Source organism: Chamaesiphon sp. OTE_8_metabat_110 (genome assembly GCF_031382685.1).
In the GTDB taxonomy this organism is placed as follows: Bacteria; Cyanobacteriota; Cyanobacteriia; order Cyanobacteriales; family Chamaesiphonaceae; genus Chamaesiphon.
In genome coordinates, this window is the sequence record NZ_JANMZA010000516.1 from 1 (window position 1) to 19916 (window position 19916).

18 protein-coding genes and 1 pseudogene are annotated in these 19916 nt (G+C 46.5%); 10 read left to right on the top strand and 9 right to left on the bottom strand.

Annotated elements, in window-relative coordinates:
- The 4 genes and pseudogenes from RMO52_RS18700 to RMO52_RS18715 all read right to left on the bottom strand — a co-directional run.
- Positions 1–1961: pseudogene (locus RMO52_RS18700) on the bottom strand (DNA-directed RNA polymerase subunit beta); the annotation flags it as partial.
- Between the two features lie 331 nt (positions 1962–2292).
- Positions 2293–3087, bottom strand: coding sequence for a TatD family hydrolase (locus tag RMO52_RS18705; protein ID WP_309744196.1), 795 nt, complete (start codon positions 3085–3087; stop codon positions 2293–2295).
- Positions 3088–3124: 37 nt separating this feature from the next.
- The gene (gene rpsT / locus RMO52_RS18710) at positions 3125–3412 is read right to left on the bottom strand and encodes a 30S ribosomal protein S20 (RefSeq protein WP_309744199.1); all 288 of its coding nucleotides are present in this window, start codon (positions 3410–3412) and stop codon (positions 3125–3127) included.
- Positions 3413–3808: 396 nt separating this feature from the next.
- A complete protein-coding gene (locus RMO52_RS18715) occupies positions 3809–3949 on the bottom strand; it encodes a hypothetical protein (protein ID WP_309744201.1) in 141 nt (46 codons plus the stop codon).
- A gap of 8 nt (positions 3950–3957) precedes the next feature.
- Here RMO52_RS18715 and RMO52_RS18720 point away from each other — a divergent pair, with 8 nt between their 5' ends.
- The 3 genes from RMO52_RS18720 to RMO52_RS18730 all read left to right on the top strand — a co-directional run bounded on the left by RMO52_RS18720 (position 3958) and on the right by RMO52_RS18730 (position 7218).
- On the top strand, positions 3958–4914 hold the full coding sequence (locus RMO52_RS18720) for a DUF5895 domain-containing protein (RefSeq protein WP_310417266.1): 957 nt from the start codon (positions 3958–3960) through the stop codon (positions 4912–4914).
- 223 nt (positions 4915–5137) lie between these two features.
- Positions 5138–5551 (top strand): Holliday junction resolvase RuvX, encoded by a 414-nt coding sequence (gene ruvX / locus RMO52_RS18725; RefSeq protein WP_309744205.1) that lies wholly within the window; start codon positions 5138–5140, stop codon positions 5549–5551.
- A 101-nt stretch (positions 5552–5652) separates the two neighbouring features.
- The gene (locus RMO52_RS18730) at positions 5653–7218 is read left to right on the top strand and encodes a hypothetical protein (RefSeq protein WP_310417270.1); all 1566 of its coding nucleotides are present in this window, start codon (positions 5653–5655) and stop codon (positions 7216–7218) included.
- Positions 7219–7330: 112 nt separating this feature from the next.
- Here the strand turns inward: RMO52_RS18730 and tatC are convergent, their stop codons facing one another.
- The 3 genes from tatC to RMO52_RS18745 form a co-directional block, all read right to left on the bottom strand.
- Positions 7331–8140 (bottom strand): twin-arginine translocase subunit TatC, encoded by an 810-nt coding sequence (gene tatC / locus RMO52_RS18735; RefSeq protein WP_396135049.1) that lies wholly within the window; start codon positions 8138–8140, stop codon positions 7331–7333.
- Between the two features lie 146 nt (positions 8141–8286).
- Positions 8287–8727: an Hsp20/alpha crystallin family protein gene (locus tag RMO52_RS18740; RefSeq protein ID WP_310417273.1), complete on the bottom strand. Its 441-nt coding sequence runs from the start codon at positions 8725–8727 to the stop codon at positions 8287–8289.
- 259 nt (positions 8728–8986) lie between these two features.
- Entirely contained in the window at positions 8987–9721 is a 735-nt protein-coding gene (locus RMO52_RS18745; RefSeq protein WP_310417276.1) for a tetratricopeptide repeat protein, read from the bottom strand.
- A 253-nt stretch (positions 9722–9974) separates the two neighbouring features.
- On the opposite strand from RMO52_RS18745, the gene psb29 reads away from it, so the two are divergent.
- Entirely contained in the window at positions 9975–10685 is a 711-nt protein-coding gene (psb29, locus tag RMO52_RS18750) for a photosystem II biogenesis protein Psp29 (protein ID WP_309740981.1), read from the top strand.
- 175 nt (positions 10686–10860) lie between these two features.
- Here psb29 and RMO52_RS18755 read toward each other — a convergent pair whose 3' ends face one another.
- Entirely contained in the window at positions 10861–11670 is an 810-nt protein-coding gene (locus tag RMO52_RS18755; protein ID WP_309740980.1) for an inositol monophosphatase family protein, read from the bottom strand.
- 370 nt (positions 11671–12040) lie between these two features.
- Here RMO52_RS18755 and tal point away from each other — a divergent pair, with 370 nt between their 5' ends.
- From tal to RMO52_RS18780, 5 genes are all read left to right on the top strand, one after another.
- The gene (gene tal, locus RMO52_RS18760; protein ID WP_309740979.1) at positions 12041–13195 is read left to right on the top strand and encodes a transaldolase; all 1155 of its coding nucleotides are present in this window, start codon (positions 12041–12043) and stop codon (positions 13193–13195) included.
- A gap of 584 nt (positions 13196–13779) precedes the next feature.
- Positions 13780–15309: a glucose-6-phosphate dehydrogenase gene (zwf, locus tag RMO52_RS18765; RefSeq protein WP_310417281.1), complete on the top strand. Its 1530-nt coding sequence runs from the start codon at positions 13780–13782 to the stop codon at positions 15307–15309.
- 134 nt (positions 15310–15443) lie between these two features.
- Positions 15444–16811: a glucose-6-phosphate dehydrogenase assembly protein OpcA gene (gene opcA / locus RMO52_RS18770; protein ID WP_309741667.1), complete on the top strand. Its 1368-nt coding sequence runs from the start codon at positions 15444–15446 to the stop codon at positions 16809–16811.
- Positions 16812–17054: 243 nt separating this feature from the next.
- On the top strand, positions 17055–17237 hold the full coding sequence (locus RMO52_RS18775) for a hypothetical protein (RefSeq protein WP_309741666.1): 183 nt from the start codon (positions 17055–17057) through the stop codon (positions 17235–17237).
- Complete coding sequence (locus tag RMO52_RS18780; RefSeq protein WP_310417285.1) at positions 17224–17829, top strand: hypothetical protein; 606 nt, start codon at positions 17224–17226, stop codon at positions 17827–17829. The genes RMO52_RS18775 and RMO52_RS18780 overlap by 14 nt, the downstream gene beginning before the upstream one ends.
- Positions 17830–17924: 95 nt before the next feature.
- Here RMO52_RS18780 and RMO52_RS18785 read toward each other — a convergent pair whose 3' ends face one another.
- Positions 17925–18323 (bottom strand): DUF6896 domain-containing protein, encoded by a 399-nt coding sequence (locus tag RMO52_RS18785; protein WP_309741664.1) that lies wholly within the window; start codon positions 18321–18323, stop codon positions 17925–17927.
- Between the two features lie 135 nt (positions 18324–18458).
- Between RMO52_RS18785 and RMO52_RS18790 the strand changes: the two genes are divergently transcribed.
- Positions 18459–19916 (top strand): Tex-like N-terminal domain-containing protein (locus RMO52_RS18790; protein ID WP_310417289.1); only part of this gene is annotated, 1458 nt, incomplete at its 3' end.

Below are 19916 nucleotides of genomic sequence, written 5' to 3' on the forward strand. Positions count from 1 at the left end.
GGATGTCCGCGATAACTCCCTGCGGGTGCCCAATGGTGAAAAAGGTCGCGTCGTTGACGTGCCACTACCCGATCGCCGATTTTAACTAACGGACGTTGGTTGAGACAAGTATCCTGGTTAGAACGGTGATACTTCTGGAGCAGATACTTCTGCGTCCGACCGTTATCGCCCCGGACATCGATCGATTCTGCCTCGACAAAGCAGACCACACCATCGTATTTAGCGACCACCACCATTCCCGAATCCCGTGCGGCTTGAACTTCTAGTCCCGTACCGACTAACGGACGCTCGGGGCGCAGTAATGGTACCGCTTGCCGCTGCATGTTAGAACCCATCAGGGCACGGTTGGCATCATCGTGTTCGAGAAATGGAATCAATGATGTGGCGACCGAAATAATTTGTACGGGCGAAATCGCGACATAATCCACCTGATCCGGCGTAGTCGTCGTGAATTCATGCCGATAGCGAACGGGAATCGTCGAACCTAAGATATACCCTGCCTCATCGGTCGTAATATCCCCCGGTGCTACCCGCAGATCGTCTTCTTGATCGGCGGTCATATATTCCGCTTCTAGCTCCCGTTTGACCCGACCATTTTCGACAGGTAAGAAGGGCGTTTCGATAAATCCATACTGATTTACCCGCGCGTGAGTCGCCAGCGAACCGATCAGTCCCGCATTTGGACCTTCAGGCGTTTCGATCGGACAAATCCGCCCGTAGTGGGAGGTGTGAATATCTCGCACCGCAAAACCCGCCCGTTCTCTAGTCAAACCACCAGGGCCTAATGCCGAAAGTCGGCGTTTGTGGGTCAATTCCGCGAGGGGATTGGTTTGATCCATAAACTGCGATAGTTGCGAAGAACCAAAAAATTCCTTGACAGCCGCAACCAAGGGCTTAGGATTGACCAAGCTCGCAGGCGTTAAGCTGCTAGTCTCAGATACCGTCATCCGTTCGCGAATGATCCGCTCCAAGCGATTCAAACCGACCCGAATTTGGTTCTGGAGTAACTCGCCGACCGATCTCACGCGGCGGTTGCCTAAGTGGTCGATGTCATCGGTACTACCGATATCAAATTCGAGATTGATCAGATAATCGATCGCGCACAAGATATCTTGCGGCGTCAATACCCGCACGGTATCGGGAGTTGTCAACCGTAACTTACGGTTTAATTTATACCGCCCAACTTTGCCCAAATCGTAACGCTTGGGGTCAAAGAAGCGCGAATCCAGCAGTTGCTGACCGCCACTGACAGTAGGCGGCTCGCCCGGACGTAGCTTTTTATACAGCTCCATCAAAGCTTCTTCTTCGGACAAGTTGCCTTCTTTATCGATCGTCTTCTGATAAAATTCCGGGTGACGTAATGAGTCAAAAATCTCATTATCAGTCAAGCCTAAAGCTTTTAACAGTACTTGTGCTGACAGCTTGCGCGTCTTATCGATCCGCACCCAGACGATATCATTTTTATCCGTCTCAAACTTCAACCACGCCCCCCGGTTGGGAATTAGCGAGGCACTGTAAGTTCTCCGACCGTTTTTATCTAGCTCGGACTTATAATAAACTCCAGGCGATCGAACGATCTGATTGACGATGACCCGCTCGGCACCGTTAATAATAAACGTACCGCGATCGGTCATTAGTGGTAAGTCACCGATAAAGACATCCTGCTCGATGATTTTGCCTTTATCTTCTTTATTAATTAACTGCGTCGGCACATACATTTGCACCGCATAGCTAGCATCGCGCCGCTTAGCTTCATCGACATCGTACTTAGGACGCTTGAGCTTGTAATTTTTTGCCAAGAACCGCAGTTCTAGTTTGCCCGTGTAGTCAGTAATTGGCGAAAAGCTGTCTAGTTCTTCGATCAAGCCTTCTTCCAAGAACCACCGGAAGCTAGAGCGCTGAATTTCTACCAAATCGGGCAGCATGTAGGTGGATGCTGTAGTAGTAATCTGACTAGTCATGATATTCCTCTTGGTAAGTACGTGTCTTCACAGCGATCGACGATCGATTATTGATTATTCAGTGCTAACTTAAACTGAATCTAAGTTCGGAATTTTCGCTCCATAAATCTGCTTTGCTTCTTTCCGAGTAGCTTAAGCTAAGAATGCCCACGAGCCGATCGAACTTACCTCCTAGGAAAGTGGCAAATGTGTTCGCATCGAGATGGGCGATCGGACATTCGATAAACAGCGACCTGCGAATATGGATTGAAAATCATCTTCTTGGCAAATTAGGAGCTAAATTTATCTGGTGTGTAGCGCGCAGGAGCGAGGAATTAAATATATTTAATAGTTAGCCAATTGAAGATAATACTGGTAATCTAAATAGGTGTCGAGCATTAGTGGTAGTAGCGTCGGCTAGCATTTCGAGACGATCGCCCCTGAGCTGAGCCAAGTAACTGGCAACATGACTGACAAATGCAGGTTCGTTGCGCTTACCCCGCTTGGGCACGGGTGCTAAAAACGGACAATCTGTTTCGACCAACAACTTCTCGATCGGGACGAGCTTGGCAGCCTCTTGAATCTGAATCGCATTTTTAAAAGTTACCACCCCACTGAAGCTGATATAAAACCCCAGATCCAGAAACCATTGAGTTTCAACTGGAGTTCCCGACCAGCAGTGCATGACGCCCCGAACTTGCCCAAATTCCGACCAGAATTCTTGACAAATCTGGCGCATGGCAGTTGCAGCCTCGCGACAGTGAATAATCACTGGTAAATCCAATTCTTTCGCAATCTGTAATTGCGATCGAAAAACTTCACCTTGCCACTGGTGGTTGTCAGCTTTAAAAAAATCTAAACCCGTTTCACCGATTGCCACTACCCGCCGATCGCTACTTGCGAGATTCCGAATCAGATCGCTCCAATCTAGCTGCCACAGATCGGCGTCTAACGGATGTAAACCGACTGAAAAAAACAGTTCGGGAAACCGATCTGCTAATTTCTGGGTCTTTACAAACTCTGCTGGCGTTACACAAGAATGTACCAGTTGTACGACCCCTTGCTCTTGCCAGCGATCGCGCACTGCCTCTAGATCCGCCTCGAAGGCATCAAAGTTGATATGAACGTGAGTATCAATTAGCTGCATTTAGCACAGATCGATCAGTTGCGGTCGGAACGTTGGACTAAGCAGATTTAACTGCCATTGCTTTAGCCAGACGAGACTTTTTATTGGCACCGTTGTTACGATGCAGGACGCCTTTTTGGACGGCTTTATCGATCTTTTGATATGCTTCGTTCATGCACTTAATTACTTCAGCCGAGGTTTCGTCTGAAGGTGTTGCCGTATGCTTCTCGACGGCTGTGAAGTATTTCTTCATCAGCGTCCGCACCGCAGACTTATGGGATTTGTTGCGCAACCGATTCCGCTCGGCAACTTCGACTCTTTTGATTGCAGACTTAATATTTGCCACAGTTAGCCCTGGGAAAACTCACGTTTAAAAATTGACATAATGCCAGACATATTATCATAGCACCATACTTTGATATTGACAAGATATTTGTGGCAATGGGTTTAAATTGGCTCACCCATCCGATCGATAGCCAACTGAAGCGAGTTAGCACGTATCTACCGATCGATGCGACCCTACAATTTCTCGATCGAGCGATAAAGATGCGTTTGTTCTACTATAGCACCTGGATTACCCGCAGCAGCAATTTAAGAGTTCACATTCCACCAACTTTTTCTACTCGCTAGAACCTAAGTACTATTTTAGCAGAAAGTATGATATGCTTGTACTAGCAAGCTTGCCAGCGACACACTCGATTCTCCAAGGGAGCAACTAAGCCAACGATCGACCGCTCACAAGTCAAACATTTTCAGCCGCAAACTCACCGAGCGTCAGCTTTTGAGGTAACTCATCAGTACAGTTTGTGCTGGCTAACAAAACAGCATGTGACTGGATCTCAATTAGTACGGTGGCAAATCGCAGAACTTTAAAATCATTCATAGCAACCCATGACTTACTCCAAAACCAGAGCTACTAAAGACAACGCTGCCGAGTACGCACCCACTAACGGCGCAAATTCGATCGATGTCGAACCGCTAAATCGCGGCACTGCTACCACACCGCCAACCAACTCCCCAGAGACATTACTCGTGCCCAGTGCGGCGGAAGTTCGCGATCGATTTGCCGCACCAGAATATATCAATCCTAACGCCCGCCTTCCTCGGATTCAAGCTTTGCGCGGCGAAAATGGTGCCAGCGAGTGCGGTTATTTCATCACCGAAGCTGAAATGGCGAAGGCTGGCTGGAAACATGTCGATGAGAGCCAAACGATCGTATATGAATATAACAGTGGCGGCAAAGAACGAGGCTTATTAATCCAATCTCCCCGGATGTTAGTAGTACCACGTTCGCCCTTATTTGCCTTTGACAGACAAGTTTCTCGTCAAGAAGAGCGACTAGTTGTTGCGGGGCAATATAGCAAGCAACTCTACAGCGATCGCGAGAAATATGGTACAGCACAATGCTACGAAGTTTTGCTATTAGACGAGCACAATCAACCATTACATGAAATTGGGTTTGCTTATGTCGCCAAAGGTGCCAACCAAGCTAGCTTTAGCTTCCATTGGCAACAATTAGTAGCTCAAGTAACTAAATGTCATGCGATCGCTAACTCTATCCCCGCACGAGCTAAAGACGTTCGCTTTAATAGCCTCTGCGTATTTCAATTTACCGTCAAGCGCGAATTAGCAGGCAACAATGCCAAATCCCCTGCCTGTAAAGTACATACCCATGTCGAACCAACACAAGCTAACTGGGAACAGTTCTTTTTAGGTCGTCAAGACGAAGTTGCAGATCGGTTTCTCAATCTTTTAGCACCTACTACAGAGCTAACTTTACCACAAGCTAATTTGTTGAGCTTGGCGGAAAAGCATGATGATGTGCTTATTGCTGATATCGCTGCATAAGCTAATTATCGAGACTGTAATCGGTTGTTTAATTCAATATAATTTGCGAGTAGAGGCATTAAATTTGATGCCTCTATTTTTGTATTTTGGGCAGTAGTCGCGATCGCATATTTATTGTTGCCATTTGAATTTCTGAGTATGCGAGCATCGCTACTTTTAGCGCAATCGGTGCTAAAAAAGCTAAAATCAATTAGGTCGCGATCTTTCATCACCAACCGTTACTATGATTGCAGCACTGGGATTAGATGTCGGTAGCAAACGGATTGGAGTGGCTGGTTGCGACGGATTAGGATTGATTGCCACGGGAATTACTACAATTTGGCGCAGCTCCTTTGCCGCAGATATCGATTGCCTCAGACAGATTATTGTCGAGCGCCAGGTAGAAATATTAGTGCTGGGATTGCCATATACAATGGATGGAAAAATTGGCTCTCAAGCCAAACAAGTTCAGAAATTTGCTCGCAAAGTAGCCGCCGTCATTGAATTACCGATCGAATTTATCGACGAACGCCTGACTTCCTATGCCGCCGAAGAAATGATGAAAGCGGCGAAGATCTCCGTATCTCAAAATAAAGCGACGATCGATCGGATTGCGGCTGCCGTAATCTTACAACAATGGCTCGACGAGCGACGATAACTATATATTAGCTAGATAAAGATTAATTCTCGGTCTAAATGTGACATCTGGAAGTGTTACTGGGAACCCTAGAAGCAAGAGATGTTAATCGATCGAAATGTATGTCGAAGTATTTACCGAAACCTTTGCTAATCGCCGCTTTGGGACTATCGGCTGCAAATGTGACCTTCCCCAGTATCGCTCGTTCGCAAACCAAACCTACCAAAACAGTCGGCGGGGTAGCTTTACCAGATCCTGACGCGATTAACAAAAAAATCCAGCAGAACTACCCGCCCGAATTATTAGAAGACGGACAACCCAAACCCTCACCAGCACAGCAATCTGGATCCACTACTAATCCCGCTGGTACTCCTAGTAATAGTATACTTAAGTCAGGTAACGATAACACTACGACGATTGGCACTGCAAATTACACATTTGTAATTTCAACTCCAATAATGATTGGGGTGGCTGTTGTCATTGGTGGCTTAGCTTTATTTCCAGTCATCTCATTATTATTAAATTCAAAAAAAGCTGCCCAGATCGGAAAAAGTTCATTCCTATCAAAATTCGGAGATCGATTTAGGAAGCCGCAGATTTTAGAGAGCGACAAATTTTTACATCACCGTACTGTTGAAAAACTCATACAGATTACCAACCAAGCCGAAAATCTCAATGCAGATAAGTTTGGTAATACTGAGTTTATGACATTTTTTAAGATTAAAAGTTATATCGCTCGATCGCTCGATGAATATGCTAATCTCGATGAGGTAATCGAATTACTAAAAATAGCAATTGATGCTCAGAATAGTTTTTCACAGATCGAGAGTACTGAATCTAGATATTGTAGCAGCAGTCAGCAACAACTCTACAAATTTGTCAATGCACTGTTGCCTCAAGACGTACCGCCAGCAGAATTTACACAGCAAGTCGAAGGTAAGCTTGCAGAGGTATTACCACTGCTCAAAACCGATGAAGGTAAGATAGCTCTGCAAGCTTATGTTGTTGAAGTTTGTAAAATTTCCCAGCATGTATTGGGTCGAAAACTGATCTTACTATTTAAGAAATATCAACTCACCGATTATTCGACTTTACGAAGCGTTTCTAACACGATCGCATTACTAGATTCAGAAGATTTATTAAATCTAGATACACTGATGCTCTTAGTGATGGTTAAATATGACGTATTTGAAAAACTCGGCCCGATCGTCGGGATTGAAGAGCAGTATAACCGACCTGAGACTTACAGTAAAATGCTGCAATATATCGGGTTAAAGGCGCGACATGAATCTTCTTACCAAAAGTTTCAAGAGTTTTTATTACTGTTGAAACAATGGGAAATTCATTATCAGTCAGTCGTTAACGTCCGGGCAAAATATTCTGAAAAAGAATATCGTCTGCCTAAAGAGTTTCGGGACGAAGTACCAGGCTTGAAAATATACCAAAAATACAAAGATAGCTTCCACCTAATAACTCAAGAGCCAACAGTTGTAGTCAAAGCTGCACCAAGTGCAGCGGTAGTTGCAGCTTTAGCTGAAGTAACTCAAGCAGAGCAAAACATCGCAGTCACTCAAACTGAAACGGTTGCATCTGAAGCCGAACAGATAGCAGCAATTCCGACTTTAATTGCTGTGCCTAAAACTGAAGAAAGTGCAGCAGGAGCGCCGACTTTGACTAAAGTAAACTAACGATCGTGCTATAAAGTGGTACAGGTATTTGTGAATTAGATAACGCGTAAAACCTTGCTGGTGGGCATTGCCCACCCTGCTACATAAAATATTTTATCTAAATTACTAATACCTACTTACCCAGCAATTTTACAACTCCAATCCCGCCAAAATACAGAGCTAAAACTGCACCTGCAAGTAAACTTTGGGTCAGCGGATCGGTAGATGGAGTAACGATCGCACCGACAACCATCGATCCTACTACCACACTCTTCCAACCAGCCAACATCAGTTGTGAAGAGAGAATACCCAATAGCGACAAAATAATTTGCACCACAGGCAATTCAAATAGTAAACCCGTCGCAAATAATAATACTAAAACAAACTCAAAATAGCGGTCGATCGACCAAGCTTGCTCGACGACGTTTTCACCATAGTCGATCAGAAAATTGAGCGCCGCCGGAATCAGCGCGTAATAAGCAAAGGCAATCCCACCGACAAATAGCACCGACGAACCAATCACTACAGGTAACACTAACTGTCGCTCGCGCTGCGTCAAGCCAGGAATGACAAATTGGATGATTTGATAGAGAATCACCGGACTCGCTACTAATAAGCCACAGTAGCCAGCGACTTTAACAGAGACAAAAAAGTACTCACCGGGAGCCAATTGGAGAAATTTAATGCCAGTTGCCGGGATTTCTAAAATTTGGACGATTTGTTTGGCATAGACAAAACAACCGATTGCCCCGATCGCCACAGCAGCAATCGCGTAAAATATCCGCTGGCGCAATTCTTCCAAATGGTCGAAAAAAGACATCTCCAGCTCGGCTGGAAGTTGGTCTAATTCGTCATTATCATCACTTGGATAGGGGTCTGGCGACCATAGGGCAGTACTCAGTTCGTCAGTGGACTGAAGCTCGGTATCTACTTCTGGAGTCATCGCAAAGCTTGTCTTAAGTACGTTCTTCTCAATTATAGAGGATAGGGTCGTGCGCTGCTTTGAGTCGAGATATTTCAGAGAATATCGCCGTGACTTCTCCTAGAAATCACGGCGATAGATATTTAGATCTAGACAGGAGCGAACGACTAAGCTTCTACTAAAACCTTGACAGTCTTGTTTTTCTCATCTTCGGCTTTAGGTAGCGTCAGTTTTAAGATCCCATGTTCGTACTTCGCTTGAACTCGATCGCGTTGAACTTTTTCAGGGAGACCGATCGTGCGATGAAACTTACCATAACGGAATTCCGATCGCTTCATACCTTGTTCTTCAACATGTTTTTCCTCTTTACGTTCCCCATCGATAATTACTGAATCAGCAGTAACTTGGACTTCGATTGCTTCGGGCGTTAAACCAGGAACTTCTAGTTGAAGATATACATTATCTCGATCGATTTGTAGCTCGGCTGCGGGAGCAAAAGCAGTCCGATACAAATTATCTTCATGCTCGGTCAGACTATCAAACAATCGATCCATTTCGCGTTGTAAGGTAGTCACATTGCGGAAAGGTTGCCAACGAACTAGTGTCATAATAAAACCTCAAATTCAATGATAGTAATGGCTAGAAATTAGATCCGATTGACATTTCAAACAATGTCAAATCGTAAATTTTACTGCTATGGCTGAATTCGCGATCTAAATGAATTGGAAATAAACGAGCTGCCAATCGGAAGGGTTGCTAATTCAACTTGTTTATAATCTACCAAAAGTTGCAGGCAATCCAAGTGCGGTTCTCAACCTAACTAGAGTTCACTTTACCGAACTTCCCTGCGGTGGTAATTTCCGGTCGTTAATAAACTGAACGAAGATTGCTAATCATTTTGAGGGCGCGCTCGTATCGATCCAGATTGCCAGTTTGCTCGAACAGTTTAGCAGCAACTTGAAAATCGGCGATCGCCCGTTCGCGTAGCGTTCCCTGTGGGAAATCGCGATCGCCCGCACGTCCGTAAGCAATACCGCGATTGAGATAAGCTAGAGCATAGTCCGGATCGATCGCGACTGCCCGATCGTAGCTAGCAATCGCCCCAGCAAAATTACCCAGATCGTCTAGTTCATTACCACGATTCATATAGGCTTGAGCGTAGTTCGGATCGATACCGATAGCAAGGTTATAATCCGCCACAGCAGCTTGATGGTTGCCGCTTTTACTCAAGACAGTACCGCGATTGTAGTAAGCAGCAGCAGATCTAGAATCGAGCGAAATGGCGATCGTATAATCGGCAGCGGCTCCGCTAAAATCGCCGAGACTATCTTTAACATTGCCGCGCTCGATGTAAGCGGGAAAATATTGAGGATCGAGAGCGATGGCGCGATCGAAACTAGCAATTGCAGTAGCGGTATCGCCAGCCTCTAGTGCAGCTAAACCCTGCTGATATTGGCGGGAAGCGCTAGCATTAATTTCGATCGCCGTTTGTCCCTGAGTAGCATCGATCGTCAGAGCCAGTAACGCATCTGGCAAAAATGCACTAGAGATCGCGATCGTTCCGCAAAATAACCATAGAGCCACATTCAGATTTCGAGCCATATCAATCTTGCTTCCTTGCGTCTAAAGAATCGTCCTGCTACCAGAATGGCTCGTCACCCAATTAAAATGTATCCGCATAAAAGCACAAAGATTTTACTTGCCTAGCAATTTTAAAATGCTACTAATTACCGATCGTGACGACTGGGTAAGCATTTGAGAGAATCGATCGAGATCGTGGGGATCGCGATCTTTGCGTATTTGGTATCCGATCGATGATAATTAAGGATTGTTAACCAAATCTTTATATATCCCGGTGAATAACCAGAGTACTGTCTCCGATACCAAGCGTAATTTTTACTCCACTCATACTCGCCCGATCAATTCGATTTATCGGCGCGTAGTAGAAGAATTAATGGTAGAAATGCACTTACTGTCTACCAACGTTGATTTTGTCTATAATCCAATTTACGCATTGGGTGTAGTCAGTAGCTTCGACAGGTTTATGACCAGTTATCGTCCCGAAAGCGACAAGCAATCGATTTTTACCGCACTATGTCAATCGATGGGTGGAAATGTCGAACAGTACCGTAAAGATGCTGCTAGCGTTCAAGAATTTACCCAGAGTATGCAGGGACAAGATATCGTCAATTGGTTGACTCACCCAAATAGCGATGGCATGGGCGCAGAATTAGCCAGTACATTAGGCTCGATCGCCAGCAATCCGAAATTTAAATACAGTCGGTTATTCGGCATCGGTTTGTTTACGATTCTCGAACAAGCAGCACCAGAGCTACTCAAGGACGAGAAAAAACGCGAAGCTGCTGTCTTGCAGATCGGTGAAGCCTTGCACCTACCTACCGACAAAGTTCAAAAAGACCTAGACACCTACCGGAGTAACTTAGATAAACTCGTCCAAATGGAAGCCGTCATGGCAGATCTAGCCGACGCCGAACGCAAAAAACGCGAAAAACGCGACCAAGCCAAAGTCGCAGCAGCGGCGGCTAGTGCTACACCAGCGGAGTAAATAGGGGACAGGGAGATGAGGTGACTGGGGGACTGGGGGACTGGGGGACTGAGATAGCTCTATTCACCATCCACCAATTGCGATCGACCGCCGCTGGCATAGCCTCCCCTTGGGTAATATTGTCTACCAGTCACTATTGACGACCTTCTACCCTCTACCCTCTACCCTCTACCCCCTATTTACGAATAGAATCCATTAGCGGTAGTACTAGATCTCCCAACTCCGATCGATTGACAATCAGACTGGGCATGGCATAGCTACCATAATCTCGCCCGACAACCGCCGGGAAAGTCGGTTCATCCCTCAGCGATATCCATGTGCCCCCAGCCGCGTGGACGATCGCCCAGACAGCCGCCAAATCCCAGATTTTGGGTGTAGCCTCCACCCCACCCAAACTCGCGCCAGCAGCGACCGCTAAGAAGTTATAAGTAGCGACCCCCAGCATCCGAATCTTGCAGGGAAATCCCGGTTGCCAGATCTGAAGACTGCGAGCGCACAAACTGAAAAAATGATTGCTACTCGGTGAATCCTGACTGACATCGATTGGAGAGCCATTGAGATAGGCACCAACAGGTAAATCTAATCCGGTATTCCCCGCCCAATAACCGTAAAAAGTTTGGTTGACAGGCGGAAAATAGACATAACCAAATACAGGCTCACCATTGTAGAGCAGCCCGATCGAGATCCCCCAGAGCGGAATACCGCGCGTAAAATTGGTAGTCCCATCGAGCGGATCGATAATCCACGTCCATTGGGCATCAGTAAACCCATGCACATTCTCTTCACTCAAGATGGCGTGTGTGGGAAAAGCCGCACCCAGACTCGATCGAATCTCCAGATCCGCCCACTCATCACACTGCGTAACTAGACTCCCATCAGCCTTTTCCAATCCTTGGACGCGCCCAAAGTCCAGCAGCAACCGCGATCCTACCTGCTGGGCGATCGAACCTACGACATCAAGTACTCGCTCCCACGAAAATTCCATATTCTCTTAACCGAATTGACAATAGGCTGAGTGTATCAAATCACCCAGACATCCCGATCGGCGATCCCCAGTTAAATTGCCGAGAATTTAACCAATTTTGTATTTTTTGACGCCCATATCTAGATGTCGATCGGCTAAAATGCGGAAAATAACGAGCGCTAAATCGAAAGAGTTAGTTCCCAAAAACATTTTTAGTAATCGGCTGTGGCTGATGTTTCGAGAAAGCAGCAACAGACACAAGCTGTCATCATAGAAGAGTCATAGCTACGAAACAGAATCTTTCTCAAGCTATTTTGAGATTGGTTTTGCTAGCGACACCCTTTAGTAGAAAAGCATCGAGATTCAGTAACTATTGGAGTAAATACCGATCGTGTCACCAACAGCCCAAAATCCCCTCCTGACAATCGAGCAAGAATACGGACAAAGTATTTGGATGGACAATCTCAGCCGAGATATCCTCACATCTGGCGAACTCGCCCAACTGATCGATACCCGTGGCGTATTGGGAATCACCTCCAACCCCGCCATCTTTGAAAAAGCGATCGCTGGGAACGCCATTTATGACAACCAAATCGCAGCAGGAATTAAAGCCGGAAAATCCCTCAACGATATTTACGAATCCCTAATTTTCACAGATATTCGTCAAGCCTGCGACATCCTGCGCCCCGTCTACGACAAAACCAACGGCATCGACGGCTACGTCAGCATCGAAGTCCCCCCCACCATCGCCGCCGACACCGCCAGCACCATCACAGAAGCCCGCCGCTACTATGGCGAAATCGATCGTCCCAACGTGATGATCAAAATCCCCGGCACCCCCGAAGGCTTACCCGCCGTCGAGCAGATGATTAGCGAAGGCATCAGCGTCAACGTGACCCTGCTATTTTCCGTCGATAGCTACGTCGAAGCTGCCTGGGCATACATTCGCGGCTTAGAAGCTCGCGCCGCCAAAGGAGACGACATCAGCAACATTTCCTCCGTCGCCAGCTTCTTCCTCAGCCGGATCGACACCAACATCGATGGTAAACTGGATAACCTCCTCAAAGATCTCAGCGACACCACCAAAACCGAAAAAATCTCCGCCCTCAAAGGAAAAATCGCGATCGCCAACGCCAAAGTCGCCTACCAAGAATACAAGAAAATCATTGCCACCGATCGCTGGCAACAACTCGCCGCCAAAGGCGCACGCGTCCAACGACTGCTGTGGGCAAGCACAGGCACCAAAGATCCCAGCTATAGCGACGTCATGTACGTCGATGGACTAGTCGGCAACGATACCGTCAACACTTTACCACCCAACACGATCGAAGCCTGTGCCGACCATTGCGATCCCGCCAGCCGAATCGAAGCTGGTATCGACGAAGCCTACCGCCTCATCGCCAGCCTCAAAGATCCCGACGTGAATATCGACCTCGATAGCGTCATGGGCGAACTCCTCATCGACGGCATCGACAAATTCGTCAAACCCTTCGACTCCCTGATGAAGTCTTTGGATGGTAAAGTAAAAGCGTTGATGCCAGCGTGAATAGTGGATAGTGAATAGTGGATAGTGAATAGTGTTTTGGATAGTGCAGTTTTACCTAGCGATCGTGCAAAACCCCATCTGCTACTAAACTCCAGCTTAATAACGCATAACTGAAATCTCAAGTGGAGCGAATGCCGCACCACGCCACAAACAGTTTGAACCTTTGGTGGGGGTCTGGGGGAGGCGACAGCTTCCCCCAGCCGAGGACTGCGAGGCACCCCTATCCCCAGCTCAAGTTAATTAACAACCATCACCTAATACCTGTCAAAACTCTATTCGATCGCCAACCCATAGAAAATACAATATCAGCAATATCAACACTCAGAATAGCTATATGGGCGTAAAAATATAAAATACTCGTAGGGTGGGCACTGCCCACCATCTAGGGTTCAGGCATAATCGATTGGATAAAAATTGCACTTAGCTATTTATTTCCGAACATCAGAAAGTAGACATTACCCACCCTAATAATAGAGATACAGCGGAAACCCTTGTGGTGGGCAGTGCCCACCCTACCGAAATCGATTAACTACAGAAATCTATTAACCAAAAAACCAGTTCGCGTTCTACCAAGTAAATAAGAAATGATCGATCTAATAGAAAATCCCTTTCGCCTCGGACTCAGACAAGAACGCGTTCCCGAACCCCAAATCCTGACCATCTTCGGTGCCTCCGGCGACCTCACCCACCGCAAACTGATCCCCGCATTGTACCAGATGCGACTCGATCGGAGACTCCCGCCCGAAATCACGATCGTTGGCGTCGCCCGTCGCGACTGGAGCCACGAATACTTCCGCGAACATTCCAAACAAGGCATCGAAGAATTCGGTAATGGAATTCAAGACGAAACCGCGTGGTCAGAATTTGCCAAAGGCTTATATTACTGCTCCGGCGACATCGACAAACCCGAAAGTTACCAAAAACTCAAAGCCTTCCTCGGCGAACTCGATACCGAGCGGCGCACCATGGGCAACCGCGTCTTTTACCTTTCCGTCGCCCCCAACTTCTTTCCCGAAGCCATCAAACAACTAGGTAGTGCCGGGATGCTTGATGACCCCCAAAAACATCGCCTCGTTATCGAAAAACCCTTCGGACGAGATCTTAGCTCCGCGAAAGTATTGAACCGCGTCGTCCGCCAGCATTGCCAAGAGCAGCAAGTGTACCGGATCGACCACTACCTGGGCAAAGAAACCGTCCAAAACTTGATGGTATTGCGATTTGCCAATGCCATCTTTGAACCCCTCTGGAATCGCAATTATATCGATCACATCCAGATTACCGTTGCTGAAACAGTCGGCGTCGAAGATCGGGCTGGTTACTATGAATCCGCTGGCGCACTGCGAGACATGATTCAAAACCATTTGATGCAGGTGTTTTGCCTCACCGCAATGGAACCACCCAACGCCCTCGATGCTGACTCGATTCGGACTGAAAAAGTCAAAGTCCTCGAAGCTACCCGCCTCGCAGATGTCCACAATCTTAGTCGATCGGCTATTCGGGGACAATATGAAGCAGGCTGGATGAAAGGCGACCAAGTACCGGGCTATCGCGAAGAACCTGGCGTCGCGCCAGAATCGGTGACTTCCAGCTTTGTGGCGATGAAATTTATGGTCGATAACTGGCGGTGGAAAGATGTGCCATTCTATCTGCGGACTGGTAAACGTTTACCAAAAAAGGTTTCAGAAATCGCCGTCCAGTTTAAAGAAGTGCCGTGGCTGATTTTCCAATCAGCTTCCCGTCAAGCCAACCCCAATGTGCTGACAGTGCAGATCTATCCGAATGAAGGCATTTCGCTTCAATTTGAAGCCAAAATGCCCGGAGCAGATCTCCGCACCCGCACGGAGAATATGGAATTTAACTACCAAGAAGCTTTTGGTGTGAAGTCTTCTGATGCTTACGACAGGTTATTGATCGACTGTATGCTCGGCGATCAAACTCTGTTTACTCGCTCTGATGAAGTCGAAGAAGCATGGCGGATCGTCACCCCCGCACTGTCAGATTGGGAAGCTAATACCGATCCGAGTTCGGTTTCGCTGTATGAAGCAGGTACTTGGGGGCCATTAGCTGCTGAAGATCTGATCAATGATGATGGTCGAAAGTGGCATCGATCGTAAATAGTTGGGAGTGAGGAGTTGGGAGTTAGGAGTGACGGAAAAATAATTCTCCCGGCTTCCCGCTCCCTGCCCCAACTCTCATCTGCCAACTCCCATCTGCCAACTCCCATCTGCCAACTTCCAACTCCCAACTTATGAGTACTCAATCCCCACCAGTCGTCTCCCTCCGTGCGCCGAAGGATGTTTCTGTCGCTGATATCGAACAGGAATTAGGCAAAATCTGGCAAGACTATCAACCAGAGAGTCAAACCCAAGATGCGATCGTGGCTACTCAAGCTACGACCTTCACATTGATGGTGTACGAGCCAGAACCGACACAGCACATGCTAGCAGTGTTGGGTTTCTATAATGGGCCGATCGATGGTATTTTTGGCCCCGCTCAAGTTAAAGCAATTAGAGCCGCTCAAACTGCCTATCAACTTCCCAAGACTGGTAAGCTCGATCGCGAGACAATGAGCAAAATCGAGGCTGCTTACCACGCTCGGATTACTGCTACTCACGATACCCATGCGATCGCGATTGAAAAAGATGTGGACAATCGCGGCTATGTAGTCACAGATGCGATCGCCAATACCAATCCCCGGCGCATCGTCACCCTCTGTCCGGTCATCAGCAGCGAAGATGCTGGCGTCACCGCTCAGGTGTCCGTCTATTGCCCGATGAAGAAACAATCCTCGCAATCCCTCGTGGGTAGTGAATACGTGACCTTGAGAGCCACGCCAGACGCCTTAGAGCGCAACGGTGAGAGCATCGCGAATCTTGCTGTGTCCGACTATCCCCAATTCTTGTGGTGGAAAGATACCCCCACACCGATCAAACCGCTATTTTTACAGCTAGCACAGAAAGCACATGCAGCGATCTTTGATTCGGCTGAGTTCGTGCAGAGTGAGGCTGAATTATTGCAACTGCATGAAATACTCGATCGGGGGATTCCCGTCATCGATCTCAACTGGCGGAGGATTGCTGGCTGGCAAGAACTCACCGCTGAAGCCTTCGATCCGCCAGCCAGACGGAAGGATATTACTGAGATCGATCGGGTAGACATTAACTACGAAGCGGGTAATCCCGCCCAGGCACTCATGTTTCTCGGATGGCTCTCCAGTCGCCTCCAATGGCAACCCGCCAGCTACAAGCATACTGGCGGCGACTATGACTTGCGCGAGGTAGATTTTGTCGCCCCCGACGGACGCAAGATTCATACCGAACTCGCCGCGATGCCTACTGCGAATGTCGGTGATATTCCAGGCGATTTGATGGGTGTCCGCCTCAACTCCACCAATCCTAAAGCCAACTGCATCACCGTCCTCTGCTCGGAAGTCGCTGGCTGTATGCAGATGGAAATGCGCGGCGGTACTCAAACCGCCCGAGTCGAGGAAGTAACTTCTCTCGCCGAGCGCAGTGCCGAAGATTTACTCGCTGAGTATCTCCAACGCTGGAGTCGGGATCTACTCTATGAGCAAACGATGACTGTAGTGGCTCAGATTTTGAGTAAAGTAGGGTAAGTTATTGGGTAGGTTGGGTAGCGGATGCGCGCACGCCTTTGTTCCCCGACGGTTTAGCGACCCAAATCACGCGGAGGTTCCCTCCGCATGTGTTTGGGTCAAGACAGCGGCTCGCAGCCGGGAGGTTCCCTCCCGGATTATGCGAGACAAGACAGCGCACCAAGCAGAGCGATAGCGAAACCCAACTATCTCACAAACACCCTAGAAATGTTGGGTTTCATTCTTCAACCCAACCTACACCATATGAATCAGGAATCTGAGTTTCCGTTTGAAAGAGCAAGACGAGTTAAACCAGTAGAAAATCAAGAATTTGGAGCTGTGCTGGTAAAGCAATTTAGGATCGATCTCAAAAAGCGCAATCGTCCAGTTAAGGAAGAAAACAAGATTTCTCCTCTCGATCGACACAAGTATTATGGCTTACAATAACTTTTCCTTGCAAGATGTAATAGATCGATTTGAAATTAACTTACTTGAGTCAACTTTCTGTGATTCTTTACCACCAGCCACCCCACAAACCGAATTTTTAACTATTTTTGGGCAATCTTTACCATTAGCACAAAGAGCTAGATCCGAGAAAGCTAAGTCAGAATTATTAGTCAGCCCAATTTTAGTTGAAGTACGGCGACTGGTTGGCGATCAAATTCAGTTATTTTCTGGAGAAGAGTTTAATGTAGATCGAGATCGAGGCTTGAATGGTTTCTGTGATTTTCTGTTTAGCAGATCGACAACCTCTTATGTAATTCAAGCGCCGATTCTCATGTTAGTAGAAGCAAAAAAAGGGGAGTTAGATGTTGGGCTAGGGCAATGTATCGCAGAGATGTTTGCCGCTCAGATTTTCAACCAAGCTAAAGATAAAGTTATTCCAGTTATTTATGGCTGTGTTACCAGTGGTAAGTTATGGCAATTTCTTAAATTAGAGGGTAAAGATGTAACAATCGATATTAACGAATATCAAGTTACCCCTGTCGAGCGGATTCTGGGCATTCTCAAATGGATGGTGAGTAGCGATCGAAACTAGTAAATAGTTGAGATAGAATCGTAGGTTGGGTGGAGCGACAGCGAAACCCAACTATCTCACAGACACCTTAGAAATGTTGGGTTTCATTCTTCAGCCTAACCTACATTAGCTAAATAATACAAAATATCGTCCGACTTATAAATTAATCCTTTTAATTCGGCTTCTGTAAATATAGCTTTCAATATCGCCTCATCTCTGAATTCTGTAAAGTCCTGTGTTCCTTTATTGACAAATTCGTGTAAACGGAAGAGATCGAATCCATCAATCTGACCTTCACTTCCAAAGTCCCAATCTACTCGACCAGATTGTAGATTAACACAGCAACCATATCCATGTAAAAAGTAAAATATTTTGCCTTCAGGATCTAAATATCCTAATTGAGATATTCCTGATGCCTGCCATTCCAATGGATGTTTGGGCTGTTCCAATCCTTTGTATCGCTCGAATAAATCGATAGCTTCTTTTACTTTAGATTGATATTCATAGATTGACATTATAAATCTCTCTAGCATTTAACATTAAAAATATTAGATAGTGGGTTGGTTAGAGGGAGGTAACAAGATAAGATTGTATTGTGGGTATCGACCACCGTCTAAATTTTAAGCCTTTTTCATATTAATAATTTTCCTATGTTAGATATCCGCGCTCAGATTGCTACCGAACTCGACTTAAGCCCTAGTATCGTGCAAAATGTCCTAGACTTATTTGCCGAGGGAGCCACGATTCCGTTCATTGCTAGGTATCGGAAAGAGCGCACGGATGAGATGAATGAGATAGTGTTGCGGGAACTGGAAGAAAGATTTAATTATCTGACAGAACTGGCGGCGCGAAAAGAGAGTATTCTGAGTTCGATCGAGTCTCAAAACAAGTTAACTCCAGAATTGCGTGCCAAGATCGAGAACAGTTTATTAAAAACCGAGATAGAAGATTTATATTTACCCTACAAGCCCAAGCGACGTACTCGGGCGACAATTGCTAGAGAAAAAGGCTTAGAGCCGCTGGCTGAATTAATTCGCTCTTTAAATAATGTTAGTGCCCAGTCTGTAGAATTAGAACCCGAAGCTGCTAAATATATCGACGAGGAGAAAGGCGTCAAGACAGCAGCCGAAGCTCTTGCTGGTGCTTCAGACATTATCGCTGAATCGATCGCCGACAAAGCCAATTTACGTGCCTATGTGCGGGAATATATTCAGTCGGAAGGGCAGTTTGTTTCCAAGATTAAGGATGATGTGACTGAAGGCTCGACGAAGTTTGAGATGTACCGGAAGTACTCTGCACCTGTTAGTAAAATTGCGCCGCATAATTTACTTGCTCTCTTTCGCGGTGAAACTGAAAAGGTGTTGAGTCTGGACTTGGAATTTAGTGAAGATGATATTTGTGAGTATTTAGCAGCTCAAGAGATTAAAACCAAAGTCCCGGCAATTCGAGAGTTTTATCAGGCGATGCTCAAAGATGCTTTCAATCGGTTGATGAAAACATCGCTGGTAAATGAAGTTCGAGCTGAGTGTAAATTGCAAGCAGATATCGGCTCTATTTCTAATTTTGAAACCAATCTGCGCGAGTTATTATTATCGGCTCCAGCGGGGATGAAACCGACACTGGCGATCGATCCTGGCTTCCGCAGTGGTTGTAAAGTTGCCGTATTATCGGAGACGGGAAAATATTTGGCTTATGAAGCAGTATTTCCCCATCAAGCAGCAAATCAACGTCAACAAGCGGCTAATACAGTTAGACAGTTTATCAAAAAATATCATATCGAATTAATCGCGATCGGGAATGGTACGGCTGGACGCGAAACCGACCAATTTGTCATCGAGCTTTTGGCAGATCTCGAACCAAAACCGATTAAAGTAATGGTGAATGAATCGGGAGCATCGATTTATTCGGCTAGTGAAGTGGCGATATCGGAATTTCCCGATTTGGATATTACCGTGCGCGGTGCAATTAGTATCGGTCGCCGTTTACAAGATCCTTTGGCAGAGCTAGTAAAAATCGATCCCAAGTCGATCGGTGTCGGTCAATATCAACACGATGTAGACCAAAAGTTACTTAGAAAAAAACTCGACGATACCGTCGAAAGTTGTGTG